The 23,488-nt window shown below is 71.6% G+C and carries 20 protein-coding genes; 11 read left to right on the plus strand and 9 right to left on the minus strand.

What is annotated here, in order from left to right; translation table 11 throughout:
• Window positions 1–51 precede the first annotated feature (51 nt).
• The 4 genes from WMF14_RS30665 to WMF14_RS30680 all read right to left on the minus strand — a co-directional run bounded on the left by WMF14_RS30665 (window position 52) and on the right by WMF14_RS30680 (window position 3,382).
• Complete coding sequence (locus WMF14_RS30665) at window positions 52–831, minus strand: hypothetical protein (RefSeq protein ID WP_272094451.1); 780 nt, start codon at window positions 829–831, stop codon at window positions 52–54.
• Window positions 828–1,415, minus strand: coding sequence for an RNA polymerase sigma factor (locus WMF14_RS30670; RefSeq protein WP_272094452.1), 588 nt, complete (start codon window positions 1,413–1,415; stop codon window positions 828–830). Before WMF14_RS30670 ends, WMF14_RS30665 begins: the two co-directional genes overlap by 4 nt.
• Window positions 1,416–1,613: 198 nt before the next feature.
• On the minus strand, window positions 1,614–2,585 hold the full coding sequence (locus WMF14_RS30675; protein WP_437791909.1) for a hypothetical protein: 972 nt from the start codon (window positions 2,583–2,585) through the stop codon (window positions 1,614–1,616).
• A 155-nt stretch (window positions 2,586–2,740) separates the two neighbouring features.
• On the minus strand, window positions 2,741–3,382 hold the full coding sequence (locus WMF14_RS30680) for an HAD family hydrolase (RefSeq protein WP_437791911.1): 642 nt from the start codon (window positions 3,380–3,382) through the stop codon (window positions 2,741–2,743).
• A 421-nt stretch (window positions 3,383–3,803) separates the two neighbouring features.
• Between WMF14_RS30680 and WMF14_RS30685 the strand changes: the two genes are divergently transcribed.
• The 5 genes from WMF14_RS30685 to WMF14_RS30705 all read left to right on the plus strand — a co-directional run bounded on the left by WMF14_RS30685 (window position 3,804) and on the right by WMF14_RS30705 (window position 9,301).
• Window positions 3,804–3,935, plus strand: coding sequence for a hypothetical protein (locus tag WMF14_RS30685; protein WP_269454198.1), 132 nt, complete (start codon window positions 3,804–3,806; stop codon window positions 3,933–3,935).
• A 177-nt stretch (window positions 3,936–4,112) separates the two neighbouring features.
• Window positions 4,113–4,895 (plus strand): ABC transporter permease, encoded by a 783-nt coding sequence (locus WMF14_RS30690; RefSeq protein WP_437791913.1) that lies wholly within the window; start codon window positions 4,113–4,115, stop codon window positions 4,893–4,895.
• A complete protein-coding gene (locus WMF14_RS30695; protein ID WP_437791916.1) occupies window positions 4,895–5,977 on the plus strand; it encodes an ABC transporter substrate-binding protein in 1,083 nt (360 codons plus the stop codon). The genes WMF14_RS30690 and WMF14_RS30695 overlap by 1 nt, the downstream gene beginning before the upstream one ends.
• Window positions 5,978–6,105: 128 nt before the next feature.
• Window positions 6,106–7,650, plus strand: a complete 1,545-nt coding sequence (locus WMF14_RS30700; RefSeq protein WP_437791919.1) for a hypothetical protein — start codon at window positions 6,106–6,108, stop codon at window positions 7,648–7,650.
• Window positions 7,651–7,915: 265 nt separating this feature from the next.
• Window positions 7,916–9,301, plus strand: a complete 1,386-nt coding sequence (locus tag WMF14_RS30705; RefSeq protein WP_437791922.1) for an SMP-30/gluconolactonase/LRE family protein — start codon at window positions 7,916–7,918, stop codon at window positions 9,299–9,301.
• Between the two features lie 33 nt (window positions 9,302–9,334).
• Here the strand turns inward: WMF14_RS30705 and WMF14_RS30710 are convergent, their stop codons facing one another.
• Window positions 9,335–11,716, minus strand: a complete 2,382-nt coding sequence (locus tag WMF14_RS30710) for a glutamine amidotransferase (RefSeq protein ID WP_437791924.1) — start codon at window positions 11,714–11,716, stop codon at window positions 9,335–9,337.
• 248 nt (window positions 11,717–11,964) lie between these two features.
• Between WMF14_RS30710 and WMF14_RS30715 the strand changes: the two genes are divergently transcribed.
• Window positions 11,965–13,269 (plus strand): PAS domain-containing protein, encoded by a 1,305-nt coding sequence (locus WMF14_RS30715; RefSeq protein ID WP_437791926.1) that lies wholly within the window; start codon window positions 11,965–11,967, stop codon window positions 13,267–13,269.
• Window positions 13,270–13,303: 34 nt separating this feature from the next.
• On the opposite strand, the gene WMF14_RS30720 is transcribed toward WMF14_RS30715, so the two are convergent.
• The 3 genes from WMF14_RS30720 to WMF14_RS30730 are packed head-to-tail and all read right to left on the minus strand — an operon-like array spanning window position 13,304 to window position 15,330.
• Window positions 13,304–13,726 carry a hypothetical protein gene (locus WMF14_RS30720; RefSeq protein WP_437791927.1) on the minus strand — a complete coding sequence of 141 codons (423 nt, stop codon included), beginning with the start codon at window positions 13,724–13,726 and terminating at the stop codon, window positions 13,304–13,306.
• Between the two features lie 6 nt (window positions 13,727–13,732).
• Window positions 13,733–14,647, minus strand: a complete 915-nt coding sequence (locus WMF14_RS30725) for a DUF4159 domain-containing protein (protein WP_437791930.1) — start codon at window positions 14,645–14,647, stop codon at window positions 13,733–13,735.
• Window positions 14,644–15,330, minus strand: a complete 687-nt coding sequence (locus WMF14_RS30730; protein ID WP_437791933.1) for a hypothetical protein — start codon at window positions 15,328–15,330, stop codon at window positions 14,644–14,646. The genes WMF14_RS30725 and WMF14_RS30730 overlap by 4 nt, the downstream gene beginning before the upstream one ends.
• Window positions 15,331–15,473: 143 nt before the next feature.
• On the opposite strand from WMF14_RS30730, the gene WMF14_RS30735 reads away from it, so the two are divergent.
• The 5 genes from WMF14_RS30735 to WMF14_RS30755 all read left to right on the plus strand — a co-directional run bounded on the left by WMF14_RS30735 (window position 15,474) and on the right by WMF14_RS30755 (window position 21,995).
• The gene (locus tag WMF14_RS30735) at window positions 15,474–16,937 is read left to right on the plus strand and encodes an N-6 DNA methylase (RefSeq protein ID WP_437791935.1); all 1,464 of its coding nucleotides are present in this window, start codon (window positions 15,474–15,476) and stop codon (window positions 16,935–16,937) included.
• Window positions 16,934–18,265: a restriction endonuclease subunit S gene (locus WMF14_RS30740; protein WP_437791938.1), complete on the plus strand. Its 1,332-nt coding sequence runs from the start codon at window positions 16,934–16,936 to the stop codon at window positions 18,263–18,265. The genes WMF14_RS30735 and WMF14_RS30740 overlap by 4 nt, the downstream gene beginning before the upstream one ends.
• 221 nt (window positions 18,266–18,486) lie before the next feature.
• Window positions 18,487–19,869 (plus strand): B12-binding domain-containing radical SAM protein, encoded by a 1,383-nt coding sequence (locus tag WMF14_RS30745; RefSeq protein ID WP_437791939.1) that lies wholly within the window; start codon window positions 18,487–18,489, stop codon window positions 19,867–19,869.
• A 430-nt stretch (window positions 19,870–20,299) separates the two neighbouring features.
• Window positions 20,300–21,229: a trypsin-like serine protease gene (locus tag WMF14_RS30750; protein ID WP_437791941.1), complete on the plus strand. Its 930-nt coding sequence runs from the start codon at window positions 20,300–20,302 to the stop codon at window positions 21,227–21,229.
• Window positions 21,230–21,437: 208 nt separating this feature from the next.
• A complete protein-coding gene (locus tag WMF14_RS30755) occupies window positions 21,438–21,995 on the plus strand; it encodes a hypothetical protein (protein WP_437791944.1) in 558 nt (185 codons plus the stop codon).
• Between the two features lie 27 nt (window positions 21,996–22,022).
• Here WMF14_RS30755 and WMF14_RS30760 read toward each other — a convergent pair whose 3' ends face one another.
• Window positions 22,023–23,213, minus strand: coding sequence for a hypothetical protein (locus tag WMF14_RS30760; RefSeq protein WP_437791946.1), 1,191 nt, complete (start codon window positions 23,211–23,213; stop codon window positions 22,023–22,025).
• Window positions 23,214–23,488: the final 275 nt, after the last annotated feature.

A 23,488-nucleotide genomic window follows, 5' to 3' on the forward strand; every position in this document is an offset into this window, starting at 1 on the left:
GAAGCTGCGCGGAACGAACGGAGGAGGGCAGGGCAACGCATGACCCAGAGTTCAGTTGTTTACATAGCGCCGTACCCGGGAAGCAAGCACGCTGTTTGGATGCCGGCGAAGAAATGCCGCGGCGCGCTGCGACGCAGCGTCGGAGCGGCCGCTCTTCGCGAGCGCGTCGATCCGCAGGACCTCGGCCTCGAGGCTCAGCCGCCCGCGCGGATGCGTCCTGGAGTAGGCGTCCAGGAGCGAGAGCGCGCCTCGCGCGTTCCCGCTCGCGAGCATCGTGCGCGCCGCGTCCAGCGCGCCGAGCTCTGCCTCCAGGGCGGCGCCCGTACCGGACGGCTTGGGATCGAGCTTCGTGGCCGCAGCGCTGCTGCCACCAGCGAGCGCCGGGGCGATCGTCTCCTCCGCGACAGCCTCTACCGGCGCCGGCGCCGTGGCTGGCGCCTGCGCAGGCGCCTGGACCGCCGTCTGCGCGACCGGGTCGGCGAGCGCGGCGCCGAAGCGGTGCGCCGCGGCGACCTCCGACGCGTCTTGCCCGCGCCAGGCGAGGTAGCCCGCCGGGATGCCCGCGAGCATGCCCACCGTCGAGAGCGCGACGAGGATCTTGGTCCAGCCGAGCTTCACGGCGAGCGACGAAGACGTAGAGGACACCCCTGCCGCGGAGAGCGCCGCAGGCGCCGCCACGCTGGCCGACAGGGCGGCAGCGCCGGCGAGTCCCAGCGCGGCAAGCGTCTTCGCGCGCGTCTCCGGTGACGTAGAATACGATGCGCCTGCGCTCAGCAGCGCGCGTTCGAGCGGGTTGTCGCTCTCATCCAGTAGGCGACGTGGTTCCATCATCGTCTCACCTCGCTCGTCGAAACGAGCTCCAGCGCGCGGACGCGCTCACGAAAATCGGCCCTGGCCCTTCGTAGCCGAGAGGCCACGGTGCCCTGCGGGATCCCCAGCACGCCGGCGATCTCCACCATGCTCATCTCCTCGAACTCGTACAGCACGAACACGGTCCGCAGATCTGACTCCATCTGGTCGAGGACCTGATCGAGCATCTGTCGCGCGTGTTTCTGGCTGGTGAGCTGCTCGGGTGTCGCAGCGTCCACAACCTCCGGCGGCTCGGCCGCGGGGAACTCCCGCCGACGCGCGGCGCTGCGGCGCGCGTGGGCGGCTACGTGAAGCGCGGTCTGGAGAAGAAAGCTCTTCTCGGCGCCTGGCCGGACGTCGTCCAGCCGCTGCGCGGCCGCGATGAAGGTGCGTTGCACCGCATCGTCGATCTCGGCAGCAGGGGTCCCCGCGTTGCGGAGCACCCGCCCGATGAAGTCAAGATGAGCGTCCACCATCCGTCGCAAGCGCGCGTCCCGCTGCTTCACGCTGGCCGCCGGTGGCGCCACGCTCGCCGGCTCGCTGTCAGGCAAAGCAGACGATGTCATGACGTCGACAACCATACTCACCGCGAGGCGAGGCATGAGACCAGTGAAGAACGGACACTACCGGGAAGCAATGGGCGACAGCCAGAGCGGAACATTGTCCTCGGGTCGGGGGGGGCAGCGTGCCTGCGGCCCAGCTTCCGGATGCCGTCCATGGGTCATAATTCCCAGCGCGAGTCGGAGTGATCACAGAATCCTGGCTTAGAAGTTGTGCACGATTCCAACGCCGACGAGCGGCGAGATCGCCGGCGTTTCACCGACGGTCTCTGCAGACCACCCCAGTGTGAACCGCCGGTGGACGAGCGGCACGGAGGCGCCCGCCTCGAGCTCGAGGGCGGTGTCCTCGCCGAGGAGCGCAGCGGCGCGCACGAGGCCTCCGGCGCTCCACCACGACCGCACAGCGGACTCCGGGTTCGAGATACCTCGCCCCGCCGCCGCGAGCCAGCCGCCGGCGGCGACGACGCAGGGCTCTGCGCTGACGATACCGACGATCTGCCAGCGCAGCGGGCACGCGGAGAGGGCCGCGGCCGCCCACTGGATGAGGACGCTGTCGCCGCCCGACAGCAGGTCGTTCCGCGCGTACATCAGCGAGAGACCGAACGACGGGCTCAGCGGGCCCTCGACGTGCGGGGTCACCCGGACACCGAGGGCGCCGCCCAGGCTCGCATGAGGTGCGACGACCTGGGTCACCAGGGCGTGCGCGCCGAGCGTGAACCTGAGCGGGAGCGGCGGCGCCTCTTGCGGGGCGACCGGAGGCGCCTGGGGGACAGCGGGCGGCGGCGCAGGGGGAGAGAGGGGCTCGGTCACCTCGGCCACCTCGTCGAGCGCGAGCGACGCGGTGAGCGAGAGCGCCTGCACCACAACGTCGCACGACGTGGCATCGACGATCCGCGTGTCGGTCTCGCCGCCCGCGTGAACGACGCGCAGCTCGCCGTGGACCCCGGCCCCGCCGCGGCTCAGCCGGACGCGGACACCCCAGCCGTCCTCGCCGTCAGCCGCGAGGCGCACGCGGTCCGACCGGGCACGGATGCCCTGGTAGAACTGGTCGGCGGTCGCGCAGTCCGCCGGGGCATCGAAGTCGATGCGAATGGGGATCGGCGCCGGCGCCGCGGTGGCTGACGACCAACCGAGGACGACGAGCTCGATGAGCGAGATGCCGTCACCGGAAGCCACGGGCCCGAAGGTGCCACGAACCGTTCGCGAACCGCCAGATGGTCATGCAGCCAGCCGATGTGCAACGTGCAAAAATCCAGGGTGGTGACGCGGCGCGGTGGCGGCGCGCACACAGGCGCTGTGAGCTACCTCATCGCGGGAGCGTGAGATCGCGCTCACGCTCCTCCGAGGCGAACGAGCACCTCGCGCAGCGATCCGAGCTCCGCGTCCGCGCCGGTGAAGTCCGACGGCGCGGTGAGCGGCGACGGGACGACCCAGCACGTCAGGCCCGCGGCCTTGGCCGACCGGAGCCCGCGCTCGGAGTCCTCGATCACGAGGACATCGCGCGCCGCGAGCCCCAGCCGCTCGCAGGCGATCCGGTACGGCTCGGGGTCCGGCTTGGCGCGCGCGTACTGGTCCCGCGTGAGCGCGAACTCGAACCACCGCAGGAGGCCCGTCGCCGCGTGCGCTCGTTGGAACGGCTCGGGCTTGCTGCTCGTGACGATCGCCATGCGAAAGCGCGCGGCGAGCTCCGTGACGACCTCGCGAACGCCCGGCAACAGCGTGTCTCCGCCCGCGACGAGCTCGAGGTACCGGCGATCCCTCTCATCGGCCAGCCGCCGCACGCCCGCCTCGTCGACCCCGCGAGCGCCGGCGAGGTGCCAGGCGCCGCGCGCCTCGACGAGGAACAGCTGGCGATAGTCGTCGATGGTGAGCTCGACGCCGACCGACGCGATCGTCTCGCGCGTCGCCTGGAAGTAAAGCCCTTCGGTGTCGACGAGGACTCCATCGTTGTCCCAGAGGATGGCCTTGAACACGCCGGGCCTTCGTAGCGCCGCCCCACGATGCCGGCAAGCGAGCTCCGCGGCAGCGGACGCCGCGCCTCGTCCCCTCGGCGCTCGGCAGGACGCGCCCGCGCGAGCGCGGATGCGCGCCGCCGGGCCGTCGCGACTCACGTCGTGGACGCCCGCAGCGGACACCCATCTGCTGCAGGCAGCGAGGGACCCGGCCGAGCGCGTCGCCCGTTTCCCTGCCGCCCTGCCTGTCGGTGGGAGAGGCAACCCAGAGGCAAACCGACGAGGCGACGAGGCGACGAGGCGACAAGGCGACGAGGCGAGATACGGAGAAGCCGAGACATAAGCGCTCGCGAAGGACAAAGTTCGTGACTGCGCCACCAGGGATGGTGCTAGCCTCGGTCAAGGCGCATAACACCAACGCATCCACCGAGGCGGTGCTCCCATGGGTGACAAATCTCCGAAGGCCAAAGAGCGACAGAAGAAGCAGGACACGGCGGAGAAGAACCAGAAGAAGGCAGCCGCGACCGCCAAGGCGTCGCCTGCTCCGGCCGCGCCCGCCAAGAAGGGCAAGTAGTCGGACCGAGCGGGGCCGCGCTCGGCGCGGTCCACACCCCCTTTCGACAAGCTCCCCACCTCGCCTCTCCCGGGGCTCGGCGCGCGGGTCGCTCGGCGCCGGGCCGCGGAGGGGCCAGATTTCTTCCACCGCAGCATCTTCCTGGCGCGGCGGCCTCGCGCTAGAGAGGGTCGAGCCGTGCGACCCACCCCGCTCCAAGCCGTCGCGCCGCCGCTCGCCGCGCTCGCGATCCTGCTCGCGCTCTGGGAGGCGCTCGCCCGAGCGCTCAGCATCCCTGCCTACCTCCTGCCGCCCCCCTCGGACGTGGCGCGGGCGGGCGCGGTGGACGCCGGCCCCCTGCTCGCCGGCGCGGTCACGACGGCGAAGGCCGCGCTCGCGGGCTTCTTCCTCAGCGCCGTGGTCGGCGTGCTCGCCGCCATCGCGCTCGCCTCGTCGCGCCCGCTCGAGCGGGCGCTCTATCCCTATACCGTCTTCCTGCAGACCGTCCCGATCGTCGCCATCGCCCCGCTGCTCGTGCTCTGGTGCGGCCCCGGACTGCGCGCGGTCGCGGTCTCGGCGTTCATCGTGTCCGTGTTCCCGGTCATCGCGAACACGCTCACCGGCCTGCGCTCCGTCGAGCCCGCGCTGCGGGATCTCTTCCGGCTCTACGGGGCCGGCCGCTTCGCCACGCTCCGCAAGCTCGAGCTGCCCTCGGCGCTCCCCCACCTCGTGACGGGGCTCCGGATCGCGGCGGGCCTCGCGGTCATCGGCGCGATCGTCGGGGAGTTCGTCGCCGGCTTCTCGGAGGACGCCGCCGGCCTGGGCATCCTTGTCCTCTCCGCCTATCGCCAGCTGCGCACGGATCTGCTCTTCGCCGCCGTGCTGCTCGCCTCCGGGCTCGGCCTCGCGCTCTTCGGCGCCGTCGACCTCGCCGGCAGGCGGCTCTTGCGGCGCTGGCATCCTTCGGAGATCAATCGCTGATGCACTCCCCCGACAGCCGCCGGTTGTTCCTTCAACGCCTCGCCTCCCTGGTCGCCGTCCCCCTCCTCGCCCCCGCCTGCTCGCGCTCGCAATCTCCGGAAGGCGACGGGCGCGCGTCGTCCGCGTCCCCGCAAGGAAGCGCGCCGGCCACGCCTTCCCAGGGCGCGCCGGCCGCGCCGGCCACGGCTGCCCAGAGCGCGCCGGCCGCGAAGGTGAAGCTCGCGCTCAACTGGGTCCCGGAGCCCGAGTTCGGCGGGTTCTACGCCGCGCGCGAGTCGGGCGCGTTCGCCAAGGAGGGGCTCGACGTCGAGATCCTCGGCGGCGGCGCCGGCGTGCCGGTCGTCCAGATGGTGGCCGGCGGGCAGGTGGATTTCGGCATCTCCGGCGCCGACGAGGTGCTCACCGCCCGCGCCCGCGGCGCGGACGTGCTCCCCCTCCTCGCCGTGTTCCAGACCTCGCCGCAGGCCATCATGACCCACGAGAGCCGCGGCGCGAAGAGCATCGCCGACATCCTCAAGTCGGGCACGCTCGCGATCGAGCCGGGGCTGCCTTACGCCGCATACCTCAAGAAGAAGTACGGGTTCGACAAGGTGAAGGTCGTGCCGTACGACGGCGGCGTCGCCCGCTTCGTCGCCGACAAGGACTTCTCCCAGCAGTGCTTCATCACGGCCGAGCCGATCGCGGCCAAGCGCAAGGGGAGCGACCCCGCCGCGTTCCTGGTGGCCACCGAGGGGTTCAACCCGTACGTCGTCGTCGTGATCACGCGCGCAGCCCTCTGGAAGGAGAACCCGGAGCGCGTCCGCGCGTTCGTCCGCGCGACGCGCGAGGGCTGGCGCACGTACCTCCAGGATCCGGCGCGGTCCAACGAGATCATGGCCAAGCTCAACACCTCGATGGACGCGGAGACCTTCGTCGCCGCGGCCGAGGCGCAGCGGCCGCTGATCGAGACCCCCGAGACCAAGGAGAAGGGCCTCGGCGTGATGACCAGCGAACGCTGGGAGACGCTCGCGAAGCAGCTCGTCGACCTCGGCGTGCTCCAGAAGGCGCCGCCGATCGACGAGGTGCTCGTCGCGATGCGCTGATCGGCACGACAGGCGCCCCGCGCGCGGCGCGCGGCGCGAGATCTCGGCGCGCGACTTCGTCTAGAATGTCGCACGCCGCCGCGCCTCCCGGCGCAGCCGCGCCTCAACGCAAGGGAAGAACGCCCTCCATGGCTTCCACGCATCGACCTCGGGCCAGCCGGCTCCCGTTCGCCTCGCTGCCCCTCGCGGCGGCGTACGTGCCTGCCGCCGTCGCCATCGCCTTTGCCGCGTGCGGCCCCGAGTTCACGGCGCGCCCCCCCGACGCGTCGACGAGCTCGAGCACAGGCGGCGGGAGCGGCGGGAGCGGCGGGAGCGGCGGCGGGTGTCCTGGAGGCGGCATGATCTGCGGCGACGCATGCGTCGACCCGATGACGGACGCGCAGCACTGCGGCACGTGCGACGTCGCCTGCCCGACCTTCGGCGGCGAGCCGACCTGCCTGGACGGGGTCTGCCAGTCGCCGGCGTGCGAGGAGAACCGCGGCAACTGCGACAAGGACCCGGAGAACGCCTGCGAGGTGGATCTCCTCACGAGCACCGCGCACTGCGGCAGGTGCGACAAGCCCTGCGGCGGCCAGTGCGTGCGGGGCGCCTGCGTCGCGCCCACGCACATCGCGGCCGGCACGGATTACACGTGCGCGGTGCTCAGCGACGGCTCGGTCTGGTGCTGGGGCAAGAACACCTGGGGCAACCTCGGCGACGGCACGCTGCAGCAGGATCGACCGCTCCCCAGGCCGGTCGCGGGCCTCAGCGGCGCCACCAGGGTCGCGGCGAGCATCTCGCCGGGGCGCGTGCACACCTGCGCGGTGCTCAGCGACGGCTCGGTCTGGTGCTGGGGCGCGGGCAACAGCGGACAGCTCGGCGACGGCGAGGCGACGAACTCCCCCTCCCCCGTGCGCGCCAAGGAGCTCGCGGGCGCGACCCAGGTCGCCGTAGGTGGGACCCATACGTGCGCGGTGACGACGTCGCACGAGCTCTATTGCTGGGGCGAGGGCAGCTCCGGCCAGCTGGGCTATGGCGACGAGGTCGATCGGGTCGAGCCCACCGTGATGCTGGACGGCGTGGACTCGGTGAGCGCCGGTCTCTCGCACACCTGCGCGGGCATGGTGGAGCGGATGGGCGAGCGCACGATGAACTGCTGGGGCCACAACGAGAGCGGCCAGCTCGGCATCGGCAACTTCAACCAGCAGAACACCCCGCAGCCCGTCGCGGGCCTCACCAGCGTCGCGCTCACGGCCGCGGGCGCCTTGCACACGTGCGCCGCGCCGGCGCGCGGCGTGGCCTCCTGCTGGGGCAAGGGAGAGCAGTACCGCCTCGGGACTGGCGTCGTGAACCCTGAGGCGATTCCCCGGAAGATCTCGGACCTCGTGGACGTGACCCGGATCTCGCTCGGCGCGAGGCACTCCGGCGCGGTCCTGACGGGCGGCGAGGTGCTCATGTGGGGCGACAACGCGAAGGGGCAGCTCGGCACCGGCACGCAGGATCCGGGGCTCCTTCCGGAGCCGATCGGGCTGACCGACGTGGTCGAGCTGGCCCTCGGCGATGACCACAGCTGCGCGCTCAAGCGCACGGGCGAGATGCTCTGCTGGGGTAACAACAGCAACGGCGAGCTGGGCGACGGGACCGTCGAGCCCCGGCTCGTGCCGACGCGCGTCGTCTGGCCGACGCCGCCGTAACGCGACGCCTCGACCGCGGGGACCGCCGACGCACGCGCGGTGAGCCGACTGGGCATCGCCCGACGCGCCTCAATGGCCTTCGAGAACATCCGGCAGCATTCACCACTACCCGACCAGGACGCGATCTCCGCCTGTTGCACACATCTGCCGCCAGGGACACCACGTAACATGACGTGGCAGACGTGACAGACATGACCGACGTGACGCGCGCCGTGCAGCAAGGGCGCAAGCGCGCAACCACGCGGACACACATGCGAAAACAGACGTGGGCGACGCGAGCGATGCGGGTGACGCGGGCGATGCGAGCACCGGTCAGCTGGTCAGCTGGTCAGCCGCCACCCTGATATTTCATGAACCGGATAATTTCGACTCGACAGCCAATCAACTCAACCGCATATACTCCAGCTATCATGACCGCGTCGTCAGCCTGACGAAGCCAGGCAGTTTGCATTTTGGCTTCTCGACGCGGCCTATTTCGACAACCCCGGTCCGGCAACCATGGACCCCTGGAGGGCATATGTCGCATTCCGCCACGTCAAAATCATCGCACTCCAACGGAAAATGGTTGGCCTGCGGCGCGCTGGTGCTCCTCTCCGCCGTGTCGCCGCTGATCCCGGGTCCGGCGCTGGCGCAGGGGGGATGCTACGGCGAGATCAAGACGTTCGCGACGGTTCCGGCGGCTCCGGGGTTCCCCGAAGGGATCGCGGTCCATGGCAATCGGGTCTACGTCTCCGGCCCAGCGACGTTCGGCACCGCAGGTCAAGGCCCGTCCAAGATCGCTGTATTCGACAGGGACAGCAAAGTCCAGAAGAATACGATCGTGGTGGCGGGCGAGGCGCTCGGCGCCGAGCATGCCCTGAGCTGCATCGCCGTCGACGACGACGGCCGCGTCTACGCGCTCAGCACGCAGCTCGGGCTTCTGCGCTTCACGAAGACTGGACACGGATATGTCCAGGAGAGCTACGGCGATCCGCTGCCGGATCTACCGGCTTGTGTGATGGCCGCGCCGGGACAGGCGTGCTCGCCGACGCCCTTCCCGACGCCGCCGCTACCGAACGATATCGCCTTCGACGAGGAGGGTTACGCGTATGTGACCGACTCGCTGCAGGCGACGATCTTCCGCTACGCGCCCGGCGGCGGCGCGCCGGAGATCTGGTTCCAGAGCACGGCCCTCGTCGGCAGCGGCGACCTGCCGATCGGCGTGAACGGGATCCGGCTCGATCCGGAGCGGGAGCACGTCTATCTCTCTGTGACGTTCTCCCCGACGGATACGAGCCTGGGATCCATCTACCGGCTCCCCCTCGTCGACGCCCCCGAAGAGGCCGATCTGGAGCTGGTCCACGACTACGATGCTGGCGAGGCGCCCGACGGGTTCGCGTTCGGCAAGTCGGGGAAGCTCTATGTCGCCCTCGCGGCGGCCAACGCGATCTCGGTGCTCGACGAGCACGGGGTCGAAAAGTCGCGCATCGAGAGCGCACCAGGGGAGGAGATTCCCCTCGACGCCCCCGCCAACGTGGCCTTCAACGACCCGGCGCAGATGCTGCTCATCGTGAATCACGCGAGCTTCACCGGGAACCCCGAGCACTTCGGGGTGCTGAGGGTCTGGGTCGGCGACAAGGCCGATCCGCTCGAGAAGCCGTCGCTTCCTTGAGACGAGACCAGGGCTCCGGACGCCACCCTCGCCTCAGGTGAGGCCCCCGCGCCGGCGCACGATCCAGTGCGCGCCGAGCGCAGCGGCCGCCACCAGCGTCCAGGCCCAGGGGGGCAGGAGCGGCGCGACGTGGCGCTCGGCCGCCACCTGGGTCGCCGCAGGCAGCGACAGCGAGCCGGCGCCGGACGGGAGCACCGACGCGCCGCCCGTCGCGCGGGCGATCGCCTCCAGGCGGGCGACGTCGGGGCGGGGATCGGCCCACTCATCGCCGCCGCGCTCGCACGCGAAGTCGCGCCGCGTCGTCGCCCGCTTCTGGTCGCCTCCGTCGCCAGCGGCGCCTTCAGGGACGATCTCCACCGTGGCCGAATACCCCCCGGGCTCGAGGCGACCGGCGGCGAGCTCGACCGGCTCGCCGCCCTCGCCGATCGGCGCGGTCAACGTCTTCACGACCGCGCCGCTGCCGAGGCGCGCGATGGTCACCCTGGCCTCGCCGCGCTGCCCGGCGAGGGGGCGCAGCACGAGCGCCGTCTCCTCGCCCGCGAGGCAGCCGCCGCGCGGCTCGATCGCGGCAGGCTCGAAGCGCGGATCGCGCATGAGCCAGCCGAGCAGGGCGTCCCAGAACGCGCCGTGCGCGCGGCCCGCGGAGCTCGAGGCGAACGCGCTGAAGAGCAGGCGGTGGCTGCCGTCGAGCGTCAGCGCGATCGTCCGGCCGCTCTCGTGCTCGCCCAGCGAGAGCACCGGCATCGGCGCGCCCGACGCCGTCGTGCGGGTCGGGTGCGTCATCAGCACCGTCGCCCCGGGGAGCGGATCGCCGACGACGTTGGTCCCCGGCATCTCCGGCATCTCGTCGCCGATCAGCGCGAGCAGCGGCGCGAGCACCGGCGCCGCGCGGCCCGCGGCGGTGATGCGCGGCACGAAGGCGCCGAGATCCACCTTGGGCGCGCGGCCGATGTCGAGATCCACCGGCAGGACGCGGGCGAGCCGCGTGCGCGCATAGTTGCCCGACACGAAGGCGTTCGGGCCGCCCACCATGATGAGCCCGCCGCCCTTGTCGACATACTGGGCCAGCGCCGGGAGGTGCTTGGTCAGGCCGTACGGCGCGGCGTCGAAGTCCTGCAGGACGACCGCATCGAAGCTCGAGAGGTGGACGCTGAAGAGCTCGTCGACCGGGAACGGGATCAGCGCGAGCTCGTCCGACGACGCGTTCACCTCGTCGCCGGGCGTGCGCAGGATGAAGAAGGCCACGACGTCGACGGAGGCGTCGGCCTTGAGCCACATCCGGAGCGCGCGCACGTCGTACGTCGGCCGGCCCGCCACGTGGAGCACCCGGATGCGGTCGCGCGCGACGTCCAGCGTGACGTACCGGACGTCGTTCTCGGGGAGCTCGTCGCCGTCCGGCGCCTTGATCGACACCTCCAGGATGCGGGTGCCGGCGCGGTCGAGCGTCACGCCGAGCTCGACCGTGCCGACGCCGCCCTCGACGTGCGCCGTGCCCGTGGCGAGGGTCGTGGGCGCGCCCTGCTCGCGCAGCTCGCGGGCCACGACAGGCACCGCGTCGCACGCGAGGCCGCCGCTGCAGCCGATGTCGATGCGGAGCGAGAGCGGCTGGTGGGCGACCGCGGCGCCGGAGGTGCGGACCGCGCGGACGCCGGCGTCGCGCACGGACTCGGTCGCCACCGCGACCGTGTGCACCGGGACGTCGAGCCCCTCCAGCGCGGCCCGCGTCGCCGCGGCGGTGTCGTCCGGACCCGGGCGATCGAGCCGGCCATCGGAGACGACGACGAACGCCGACGGCCGCTCGTCGGCGGCGCGGGCGAGCGCCTCGAGCGCGGCGCTGAGGTCCGAGCGGCGCTGCGGCCGGCCTCGCGCGGCCGGCGCGGACGCAGCGGACGCAGCGGCCGGCGCCCCGGCGCCCGCGTCCCTGTCGGGGGTCGCAGCGGCGCCAGCGCTCCCGCCCGGCGCCGGCGCGACGCTGCCGCCCTCGCCTGCCTGCCCGTCGGCCGGCAGCGGCGCGCCTTCGCCGAACACGTAGCGGGAGAGCCGGACGTCGGCGCGCTTCCCGAGCTCCTCGAGCGCCCGCGCTGCGCTGTCGCGGCGCGTCCCCGCGACGCCCGGCAGGTCCATGGATCGGGAGCCGTCGACCAGCACAACGACCTTGGGGCCGACGAGGCTCCCCCGCGACGTGACCGCGACCGGACGGAGGATGGCGGCGAGCAGGCCGAGCACGGCGAGCGCGCCCGTGAGCGCCGTGCCGAGCGCCGCGCGCGCGGACGGGGCGCCCACCGCCCCGGCGGCGCGGCCGCGCGCGCGGACGAGCTCGAGCACGAGCAGGCCGAAGCTCAGGGCGGCGACGACGCAGGCGACGGCGACGACCGGCGACGAGAGGTCGCCCGAGGGCGCGAAGCTCCGGGTCACGGCCGCTCCGGGAGCGAGGGGAGCCCAAGAAGCATGCGAGGAGAGGGAGGCCCGCTCGCCGCGCCGGCGTGGGAGAGCGACAGCGCGGGCTGCGAGTCGAGGGCGCGTGACACGCGCGGAGCCTAGTACATCGGAGCGGGGTGTCCCAGCCCGGCGCCGTCACTGCGACCTCTCGGGCGACCTCGAACGACCCGCGAGCCACCTTGAAACGCCGGGCGCGCCGCGCGTAGGCTCGAAGCCTTGTGACGATGCGCGAAGAGCTGGACGAGGCAGGGCGGCTCAGGGCAGAGAACGCAGATCTACGCGCGCGCGTAGAGGCGCTGGAGAAGGCGCTGGCGGAGCGCTCCAACGGTCACGCGCAGAACGGAGCCGCGCCGGCAGGCGCGGAGGCCCTCGATGCGCTCGAGGGGCTGCCCACGGCGGTGCCGGCGGTGATCCACTGGCGCCTGGACGGCGAGGTGACGTACTGGAACGACAGCGCCGAGCGCCTCTTCGGCTGGAGCGCGAGCGAGGCCGTCGGCCGCCCGCTGGCCGACCTCGTGGGCGCGGTCCCCGTGTCCGCCGCCGCGGCGCGGGCGTTCAACTTCGCCCGGGAGGAGAGCCGCTTCGCCGCGGCCACGAGCGAGTGCAGGACGAAGGGAGGTCACGCGCTCAGCTGCCGATGGACCTACGCCGTGCTGCGCGACGGCCGAGGCGACGCGCACGAGCTCGCGGCGCTCGTCGATGACACCAGCGACCGGGAGCGGAGGGAGAAGACGGTGCAGGGGCGGTACCAGCTGCTCCTGCAGCTCGTGGACAACGCGCGCAGCTCCATCTTCGTCAAGGACACCGCAGGGCGCTACGTCCTCGCCAACCGTCTGCATGCGCAAATGATGAATAGGCACGTCCTCGAGCTCATCGGCCGAGATGAGTTCGAGCTGGCCGCCGTGGACCCCGCGGCCAGCGAGATGATCGTGGCGAAGGAGCGCGAGGTGATGACCGGCGGGCAGGTCATGCAGTTCGAGGAGGTGGTGCCGATAGGCGGCGCTCAATACCACTTCTTCACGGTCAAATTTCCGATCCACGACGAGCGCGGCGCGCCGATCGGCATGGGCGGCATCGTGACCGAGATCACGTCGCTGAAGCGCGCGGAGGCGGAGCGGGCGGCGCTGCAGGAGGAGATCATCTTCGCGCAGCAGGCCGCCCTCCGCGAGCTGTCCACGCCGCTCATCCCGCTCGCCGACCGGGTGGTCGCGATGCCGCTCGTCGGGACGATCGACAGCGGGCGCGCAGAGCAGATCATGGAGACGTTGCTCTCCGGCATCAGCAGCCAGGGCGCCCACACGGCGATCCTGGACATCACCGGCGTGCGCGCCGTCGACACGCACGTCGCGGACGCGCTGACGCGCACCGCGCGCGCCGCCCAGCTGCTCGGCACCCGCGTGGTGCTCACCGGCGTCCGCCCGGAGGTGGCGCAGACGCTCGTCACGCTCGGCGTGGATCTCTCCGGGATCACCACGCTGAGCACGCTGCAGAGCGGCATCGCGCACGCCCTCCGCCACGCCAGACGGTAGCTGAGCGCGCCCGGATACCGGAGCTCCTGGCCGCTCAGCCCTCCTGCGTGAGGTACCGGAGGAGCGCGTCCTCATCGCTCGTGATCAGCCGCTCGATGCCGTCATCCCTCGCGAGGCGCTGGATCTGGAGCGCGCCGATGACGCTCTGCACGAGCACGCCGACCCTCCGGAAGCCCCGCAGCCAGTGCGGCCGGAAGCGCTTCATCGTCGCCTCGAACGACGGGTCGTTCCTGCCGGGGACGGCGCGGACATCGATGAAGAGGGCGTGATGGGAGCGGCCCAGCCTGTCGAGGACGCGGATGAGCTCTCCCATCACGGCCTCGATCTCCTCCAGCGAGGCGAACGGCCTGGAGCTGCGGACGGTCCAGACGACGCGCAGGGACGCGTCGAACAGCACGGTGAAGTGGTCGTCCTGCCAGAGCAGCTTCGGAGCAGGGGCGAGGCGATCCGACGTCATCGGGCCTCACGGCCGCGAAGGCGCGGAGCGGGGTCGGTTGTCGTCGATGGCGCGGCGGCGCATCAGGAACGGCGCGTGCACCTGATCGTCCTTGTAGTTCGAGCAGAGCACGTACATCGCGATGTTCACGGCCAGGCGGAACGCGCGCTCCCGCTGCGCCTCGCCCCCGGGCGTGACCTCGACGCTCGGCCCCCCGCCCTCCGAGCGCGCCAGGGCGCCGGCGAGGTCGTGGTCGGAGAAGATCACCTGCGGCATGCCGCCGCGCACGATCGCGGAGAGCTTCGGCGGGCCCTCGACCCGGCCGACGGCGCGCGGGAGGAGATAGAAGGAGCGGAAGACGACGTTCTCCGTGCCGATCGGGATGGGAGAGCCCTCCGGCAGGACGCGGGCGAGCTCGCGCCGCGCGGCGCGGCCGAACGCGCCGCTCCCCGGGGCGAAGTCGTCGACGAGGAGCACGCCGCCGAGCGCCAGGAAGCGGCGCAAGCCGAAGACCTCGCGCTCGGTGAGCGGCGGGAGATCGCCCTCGCCGCCCCAGAACGCGAACGGCTCGGCGAGCAGCGCCGGGTCGTCGGCGCGGACCGTGGTCGGGTTGCGGCGCGCCGGCGCGCTCGTCCGCCGCTCCAGCTCGAACGACCAGCGCGCGGGGGCGGTGGCGCGCACCCCCTCCCATCGCGCGTCGCCCGTCAGCAGCGGCCGCGGGTTCCACGCCCCCTCCTCGCCGAAGGCGCGCACGGGGCGCGGCGCCGCGAGGAGGAGCAGCGCGGAGACCAGCACCAGCGCCAGGACCGCGACGCGCCGCGGTCGCGCCGCGGCGAGGCGCAGCGGCCGGGCCGAGGCGGCTGGGCGCGAGGGCGGCAGCGCCACCTCACCGCCCCGGCCGCGCGGCCGGCGAGCGCCGAGCTGGCCGAGCCATCGCCTCAATCGAAGTCCTCGACCCGCCATACGCCCGCCTCGCGCCGGAGCTTCACCTCGTGCCCACCCGGGATCTGCACCGTCGCGGAGTCGCCGGCAATCCGGACCTCGAGCCCCTCGGGCTGAGCGAGCCCCTCGACGAGCGAGCGGAGGTCGCTCTCGATGGCGGCGCGCGTGGCCGGCGTGAGGACGCGCAGCAGGCCGGCGTAGCTGCGGCGCGCGAGGACGCGGCGGAGCTGCTCGAGGGCTTGCTCGGGGGTGCGGCCGCCCGCAGGCAGCGCGTCGGCGGCCGAGATCCGGAAGGCGCGCTCCCGCTCGTCGAGCTCGAGGGTCGCGATCTCGCCGTCCGGGTAGCGGACGCGGGCGCGGGTCTTGACCACGACCCCCGGCGCCGTGACGCTCCGCGCCTGCTCCGCGAGCTCGGCGCGCGCCTCGGCGACGCGCCGCCGCACCTCGTCGCGCGACATCGCGGTGCGGCTCTTGTCGCTCAGCATGCCGTAGATGGCGTCGGCGTCGCCGCGCGCCGCGGCGTCGGCGTAGACCTGCACCGCCTCCTTGGGGTCGGGGAGCGAGGACGACGCGCAGGCGAGGCCGGACAGCGGCAAGAGCGACAGGAGCGGCAGCGGCAGCCGCGGCGATCGGGGCAATCGCGGCAAGAGAAGCGCGAGCAGCGAGGTGAGGGCGCGCGGCACGGGGCGAGCCTAGTACATCAACGGCGGCGCGTCCCAGCGCCATGGACGAGCGCGGCGGCCGCCGTGAGGGGCCCGGCCGTGGTAAGCCGGCTCCTTCCGCGCCTCGCCTTCCCGCTCCACGACCCGAACGAAGCCGCCGCCGCATGACCGACGTTGTTGGAAAGCTCTGGGGGTTCTGCCACACGCTGCGCCACGACGGCATCGACCACGGGGACTACATCGAGCAGATCACCTACCTGCTCTTCCTGAAGATGGCCGCCGAGAGGGGCATCGATCTCTCGCGCGTCGAGCACAGGACGCCCCGCGGCGAGGTCGATGCGACGGACTGCTCCTGGCCCGCGCTGCGCGCGCGCAGCGGGCAAGCGCTGCTCGAGCGCTACGCCGACGTCCTCCGATCCCTCGACGGAGCCCCGGGCGTCCTCGGGGAGATCTACGCGGGCTCACAGCCGCGCTTCAAGAGCCCCGCGAGCCTCGGGAAGCTCGTCGACCTCATCGACGAGATCGAGTGGACGCGCCTCGGCGTGGACATCCAGGCCGCGGCGTACGAGGGCCTGCTCGAGAAGGCCGCCGCCGAGGGCAAGAAGGGCGCGGGGCAGTACTTCACGCCCCGCGCCCTGATCCAGTCGATCGTGCGGTGCATCAGGCCCGATCCGCAGGGGAAGCCGGGCTTCTCCCTCTGCGACCCGGCGTGCGGCACCGGGGGCTTCCTTGTCGCCGCCTGGGAGTGGATCGAGGCCGAGGCGCGGGGAGCGCTCGACCGGGAGGCGGCGCGCCGGATCAAGGCCGGGGCGTTCTTCGGCCAGGAGCTCGTCGCGCGCCCCCGCCGACTCGCCTTGATGAACCTGTACCTCCACGGGATCGAGCCGAGGATCACCCTCGGCGACTCGATCGACGCCCCGCCGCCGGACGAGCGGTTCGACGTGATCCTGACGAACCCGCCGTTCGGCACGAAGGGGGCGCACGAGACGCCGCGCCGCGAGGATTTTGCGATCGCGACAGCGAACAAGCAGCTCAACTTCATCCAGCACGTGCTGACGATCCTGAGGCCCGGCGGCCGGGCGGCGATGGTCCTGCCGGACCATTGCCTGTTCGCCGACCAGGCAGGCGCGGTGCTCGAGATCGTCGCCGGGGGCTGCGACCTGCACACGGTGCTCCGCCTGCCGCACGGGACCTTCACGCCGTACAGCGCCGGGGTGAAGGCCAACGTCGTCTTCTTCACGAAGGGCCGCGCGACGGAGAGGGTCTGGATCTACGACGCGCGGACGGGCGTCCCGTCGATCACCAAGAAGGGCCGGCCGCTGTCTCCAGCGCACTTCGCGGAGTTCGAGCGGTGCTACGGCGGCGACCCCGACGGGCGCGGGGCGCGCGAGGCGGCGAGCTCCAGCGAGGGTCGGTTCCGCAGCTTCGAGCTCCGCGAGGTGAAGGAGCGAGAGTTCAAGCTCGACGGGCTGAGGTGGCTCAGGGAGGAGTCGCCCGACGAGGCCGGCGAGCCGCCCGAGCCGGAGGAGCTGGCGACCGACGCCCTCCAGGAGCTGGCGGAGGCGGTCGCCGCGCTGAACCGCGTGCTCGCGCTGCTCGAGGGCGGGGCGAAGGCGGCGGAGGCGTGAGCGGGCCGCTGCCCGAGGGATGGGCCGAGACGACGCTCGCGTCGCTCTGCTCGCACCGGAGCGGGAGCTCGAAGCTCATCAAGGGGAAGCTCCACGCCGAGCAGCGGCCAGGGCGCTACCAGGGGTTCAGCGCCGCCGGCCCCGACGTGTGGTGCGACGGCTGGGAGCACGAGGGCGATGCGATCGTCGTCTCCGCCGTGGGGACGCGGTGCGGGAAGGCGTTCAAGGCGCGCGGGCGGTGGTCGGCGATCGCCAACACCCACGTGGTCTGGCCGGATGAGCGGGCCGTCGACGTCGATTACCTGTTCCTCCACCTCAACGACGAGGGATTCTGGGCGAAGGGCGGCTCCGCGCAGCCGTTCGTCAAGGTGCGCGAGACGTTCGAGCGGCCCTTCTCTCTGCCTCCCCTCCCCGAGCAGCGCCGCATCGTCGCGAAGGCCGAGGCCCTGCTCGGCGAGGTGGACGCGGCGAAGGCCCGGCTTGCGAGGTCGTCGCTGCTCCTCCGGCGGCTCCGGCAGGCCGTGCTGGCGGCGGCGTGCTCGGGGAGGCTCACCGAGGACCTGCGCGCGCCGGGCGCCGCTGCGCCGGCCGAGGGACCGGCGGAGCCCCTGCCGCGCTGCTCGACGTCGGCGCCGGCCGCGCCCAGGGCGAGCAGCGACGGGCCGGGGCGCCCCCTGCCGCCGTCCTGGGTCCTCTGCCCGTTCGGCTCCCTGGTGGACAACCACGATGGCCGACGCGTCCCGGTGAGCTCCGCGGTTCGAGAGAGGCGCCGGGGGCCCTATCCGTATTACGGCGCGTCGGGGGTCATCGACTCGATCGATGGCTACCTGTTCGACGGCGATTACCTGCTGATCGCCGAGGACGGCGCGAACCTCCTGTCGAGGAACACCCGGGTGGCGTTCGCCGCCAGCGGGAGGTTCTGGGTGAACAACCATGCTCATGTGGTCCAGCCGAAGGCCGGCGTGGTCCTCGGGTACCTCGAGCTGCTCCTGAACTCGCTCGACCTGCAGCACCACGTGACCGGCTCGGCGCAGCCGAAGCTCACGCAGGCGGCGCTCAACGGCGTCCCCGTGCCGGTGCCGCCGGCGGAGGAGCAGGCGGAGATCGTCCGCCGCGCACAGGCGCTCTTCGCGCTCGCCAGCGAGGTCGAGGAGCGCGTGGCCCGAGCCGCGGCCCGGGCCGACAGGCTACCGCACACGATCCTCGCCAGGGCGTTCTCCGGAGAGCTCGTCCCCACCGAGGCGGCGCTGGCCCGCGCGGAGGGGCGGGGCTACGAGCCGGCGGAGGCGCTGCTGCGCCGCGTCCGGCGCAATGGGGTGAGCGGCTAGCTCTCGGTTTGATCGACATCGAACTTCATCGATCCTCTCGCTTCCTCGGCCCCCGCACGCGTCCACCACCGTCCCTCCACGGTAGCTCCTCCCGCTTCTGGAATCGCCACGGGTCGCCTTCCGTTATCCTCAGCACGCCTCATCGGATCACCTTCGCCCGCGGCTCCACGCCGTCATCGCGGGTCCGATCCGATGAAGCGCATGATCCCGAGGAGGTGCTCATGAAGGTGCGGATTGTCGTGAGTTACGTCCCCCGCTATCGCCGGGGCCACCGCTTCCACTTCGTCCCGCCCGTCACCGGGATTCACCTCGCGGCGATCACCCCGCCTGAGCACGAGGTCGAGCTCTTCCACGAGCAGGTGCGCCCCATCCCCGTCGACGCCTCGCCGGACGTTGTCGCGCTCTCGTTCTTCTCCGGCTTCGCGCGCCGCGCCTACGCGCTCGCCGATCGCTACCGCGCCCTCGGCGTGCGCGTCGTCGCCGGCGGGCCGCATGTCTCGTACTCGATCGAGGAGGCGCTCGAGCACGTCGACGTGGTGGTCACCGGGGAGGCCGAGGCGGTCTGGCCCTCCGTCCTGCGCGATCTCGCGCGAGGCACGCAGCGGCGCGTCTATCGCGGCGAGCCGACCTCGCTCGCCGGGCTGCCGACCCCTCGCTACGATCTGCTCGAAGAGCGCTTCCTCGTCCCCCGCGTGCTCCAGGCGACGCGCGGGTGCCCGTTCACCTGCACCTTCTGCACGGTGCCGGACCTCAACCCCGGCTTCCGCGTGCGCCCCGTCGGCGAGGTGATCCGCGACATCGCCACCACCCATTTCCCCCGCTTCTGGCAGGAGAAGGTCGCGTGGTTCTGGGACGACAACCTGCTCGTCCAGCGCCGCTGGGCCAAGGAGCTCCTGCGGGAGCTCGCCGGGCTCGATCGCTGGTGGCTCACGCAGGCATCCATCGATATCGTCAAGGACCGGGAGCTCCTCGACGCGATGGAGCGGTCCGGCTGTATCGGCATCTTCCTCGGCATCGAGAGCCTCGACGAGGCCGATCTCAAGAGCGTCGACAAGCGCCAGAACCGCGCGCGCGAGTACCGCGACGCCATCCGCAAGCTGCACGATCGCGGGATCTGCGTGATGGCAGGCTTCATCTCGGGCTTCGACGATCAGACGCCGGAGGTCATCGCCTCCACGGCCGATCGGCTGAACGAGATCGGCGTCGACGTCCCGTTCCTGAGCATCCTCACGCCGTTCCGGGGCACGCCGCTGTACGACGAGCACCGGCGAGACGGGCGCATCCTGGAAGAGCGCGACTGGCCCCATTACAGCGGCTATGGGGTCGCCTTCCGGCCGGCGCGCATGTCCCCCGAGCAGCTCCTGGCTGCCCACCGCCAGATGTGGAATCGCGCCTTCGGCCCGGCTGCGGTGCTCGAGCGCCTCGCGCGGGGCGCGCGGTCGCTGAGCCGCGGCGCCATGATGCTGTCGGCGGCGATGAACGGCTTTTACGGCCTGAAGCAGATGACCGGCAACGAGCCGGCCGCGCCGCCGATCGAGCCGAAAGGGACGATCCGGCACCCCGCGCCCGGGACGCCCCGGTCCGGCTCTCGCGCCTCGGCCTGAAGCGGGACGGCGTCGGGATCTCCCAGTGATCACCGGTCCACGTACACAGCGAGCGTCGATGATCTCGACGGTCACCACGCCGTTGTCCCTGACGTCGCGACCTCTGCTCATCCCCTGCTCGAGCCCACAGGACGCCCTGCACGCAGCGCATCCGGCGGCTCGCGGGGGCCCTGGCCCGCCAGGTCAAGGCCGCTTGACAAGCATGCTGAGCGGACTAGACCCAGGCGCTCGTGCGCGAAGGTAGTTTCATGAAGGCGAGGAGCAAATCGATGTCATGAGACATTGTGCTTCCGACGTGCTTCGTGCCCGACGGTCTGGCTGGCACCTCGGAGCAGCAGCGCCGGTGCAGGCGCGCCGCGGGTGGAGCCTGCCCCGACGCTGAAGATCTGCGCCTCGCGTCCGATGATCTCAGCAACTGGGGGGATGGGATATGACGACGATCGAGAAGCTGGTTCCAGGCCGCTTGCTGGCCGCCACCGCTGCCGTGGCCCTGGCCGTGAGCCTGCGCGCCGCGCCTGCGCGTGCGATCACCGGGAATTACAAACCCGACCCGGTACACACCTACGTGGGCCTCGTCGAATTTTACAATCAGGACGGCGTGCCTTCGTTTCAATGTTCGGGCAGTCTGCTGTCGCCGCGCATCTTCCTGACGGCTGGGCACTGCACGAACGACGCGTTCAATTGGTCTTACGCGCGAGTCTACTTTCATCAGTTCGCGGCCACGAGCTTCGACCCGGCGACGCAAATGGACCCCGTGACGGGCTATCCTACCGGATGCGTCGGAGACGACCCGTACTGTGTCACCGGCCACACGCTGTACGACTTCGGCTTCGTCGGCTTCCCCGGCTTCATCCCGAACACCCACGACGCGGGGATCGTCGTGCTCGACGAACCGGCTTCGTTCCCCACAAATTTCCCGAGCCTGGCCGCCCCCGGCACGCTGGATCAGCTCGCGACGCGGCGGGGGACCCAGGACACCACGTTCGTCGCGAGCGGTTACGGGGTATCGGACAACTGGCCTCCTGACAGACCGGTGGTGTGGTTCGGCCAGCGATTGATGGCCACCACGAAGCTGCAGAACCTGAGGAACGTATTCACCGACGGCTACAACTTCCAGGTCTCGATGTCTCCGGGAAACGATCGGGGCGGGCTCTGCATCGGCGATTCAGGCGGACCCGTGCTCTGGGATGACAGCGACATCATCGCCGGCCTCGTCAGCTTCGGAAAACACCGGCAGTGCCTCGGCAACGGGTTCGCGTTCCGGGTCGATCAGCAGGAGCTGCTCGACTGGATCCTCGAGATAGCCGCGACGGTGGGTGAAGACGACCTGATCTCGGTCGTGCCGATCCCGGCCGGCTGACTCCATGGCGAGCCACGACATGGCAGGGCGATCAGGGCAAGTTTGGAGGGTGGCGGTCATGAGCGCTGGCGTCCACGAACATGCGATTGCTACGACTGTAACAGACATGAAAGGCTCGCGTGTCGCGTGCCTCCAGCCACGGCGCCAGGTCGAAGCAGCCATACAGTCACTTGACGCCGAGGGCGCGAGAGGGTGATGCTCCGCCGCCATGGCGGGCTGGAAGCAGGTGAACGCGTCCCTGGCGATGGGGCTGGTCGGGCTCGCGGCTGCAGCGGCAGGCGGATGTACCGCGCTGGCGGGGCTGGACGAAAGCTACCATCTGGTGGACGGGAGCGGAGGCGGCGGCGCCTCGGGCGGCAGCTCGACGGGAGGCGAGGCCGGCGGCGCCTCGGGCGGCAGCTCGACGGGAGGCGAGGCCGGCGGCGCCTCGGGCGGCAGCTCGACGGGAGGCGAGGCCGGCGGCGGCGATGTCGGCGCCGCGAGCGGAGCCGGTGGCAGCGTCGAGTGCGCGACCTGCTCGTTGCCCCCTTACGACACCGACGATCCGGCCGACCTGTGCGAGGCGTCGGCCGAGATTTACGAGGGGCTCATGGACTGTCTCTGCGCTGCCTGCGGCCTGGTGGAGGAGTTGCCCTGCTATGGCGCGTGCGGCGCCGGCGAGGCGCGGAGCGCCGAGTGCAACGACTGCCTCGTCTCTGTGGCCGCCGAGGTGGAGGGCGAGTGCGAGCCGGAGGTCGCGGCGTGCGAGTTCGATACGGGCGAGTGAGCTCGGCCCCCGGGTATCAGCGCTCGCTCAGCAGGGCGTGAACATCTCGGCGCCGAGATAGGTGTTCGTGAACTGGCTGTTGACCGGATTGCCCAGGTAATCGTAGCACTGCACGTTGACCTGGGTGTCCGAGCCGACGCCGGTCCAGTACGAGACCTTGCAGTACTGGTTGCCATAGCCGTACGCCGTCACCATCGCGGTCGAGTTGTACGACAGCATGTTCGGGTACCGGACGAAATGCGAGCCGACGGGCGCGTTGTGCCCCGCGCTGATGCCCGGGCCGAAGTAGCAAGGATGCAGCGTGTTGTACAGACGCGTGTAGCTCGCGGGCGGGGTGTACGACGACGACACCGGGTCGCTCGCCCACGCGAAGCCGCCCACGCGGCCGGTGCTCGGCATGCCGAGGTGATAGCTGAGGCTGAACAGGCTGTCGGCCGACGCGCCCGCCGCGCCCCAGCAGCCCACGTCGATGAGGGTGTCGGCGCCGCTCTGGGTCCAGCCCGAGACGTTGCAGTACTCCATCCCGCCGCCGTACGCGGTGACATGCACGGTGCTGCCGGTTGCGGACATGCCCGGGACGCGGACGGTGTACCGGCCGGTGTTCACGCGGGTGATGGTGCTGTACTGGCTGCCGCTCGTGTACTGGTACGTTGTCGAGGGCGTGTACGGCGCGTTGAGCGAGGCAGACGCCTGGTCGTTCCACAGGTACGCGCCGCCATAGCTGTTGTTCTCGCGCGAATAGAGCGCGACGAAATACGTGTTCACCGGGGCGCCGCCCACGGTGTGGCAGCGGACGTTCACGCGGAGCGTGGTGGCGAGGGCGCCGGTGCCCCACGACGCCACCTTGCAGCGGTCGCTGCCGCTGCCGTAGCTCGCGACCTGCACGTTGCCGCCGGCGCCGGCGAGGTTCGGAAAGTCGACGTAATAGACGCCCGTGCCCGTGTTGGTGATCGTGTTGGTGCCGCCGGCCGAGTTGTACGAGTACGAGGCGTTGGCGTTGATGGTGCCCACGCTGGTCAGGGTCGACCATACCCATCCGAAGCCCTGCGTGGACGAGCTGGAGAGCATGGCCTCCTCGGCGCTGCCGGTGTCCTCTTCGGAGAGCGCCGCGGCCTCGGGATCCTGCGTATCCGCGACGCAGCCAGCCGCGACCGTGGCGGCGAGCGAGGCGAAGGACGACACGAGTACAGCGAAGATGCCATTCTTGAGCATCGACATGGGGAGACCTCTCGGGGTGAAATAGGGACTGGGGTGCGCGCCCTCTCTCGCGGTGCGCAGCTTCGTGGCGACGCGGGGCTCATTGCAGCGCGCGGGCCAGACGCCGGGCGCGCGAGCTGCTGCGGGTTTCCGGGGGTTCTCGCGTGGAGGGCGGGGCCGACGGTGGTCTTGGCGTCACACGCGGCGGCGGCACTGTCGCCTGGCAGAGGACAAGGGCGGCGCGGCCCCGCAGCCCTTCACGACCATCGCGCCGCCCGGCGCAGCGGCGCGCATGA

It is taken from the genome of Sorangium sp. So ce693, from assembly GCF_051521375.1.
In the GTDB taxonomy this organism is placed as follows: Bacteria; Myxococcota_A; Polyangia; order Polyangiales; family Polyangiaceae; genus Sorangium; species Sorangium atrum.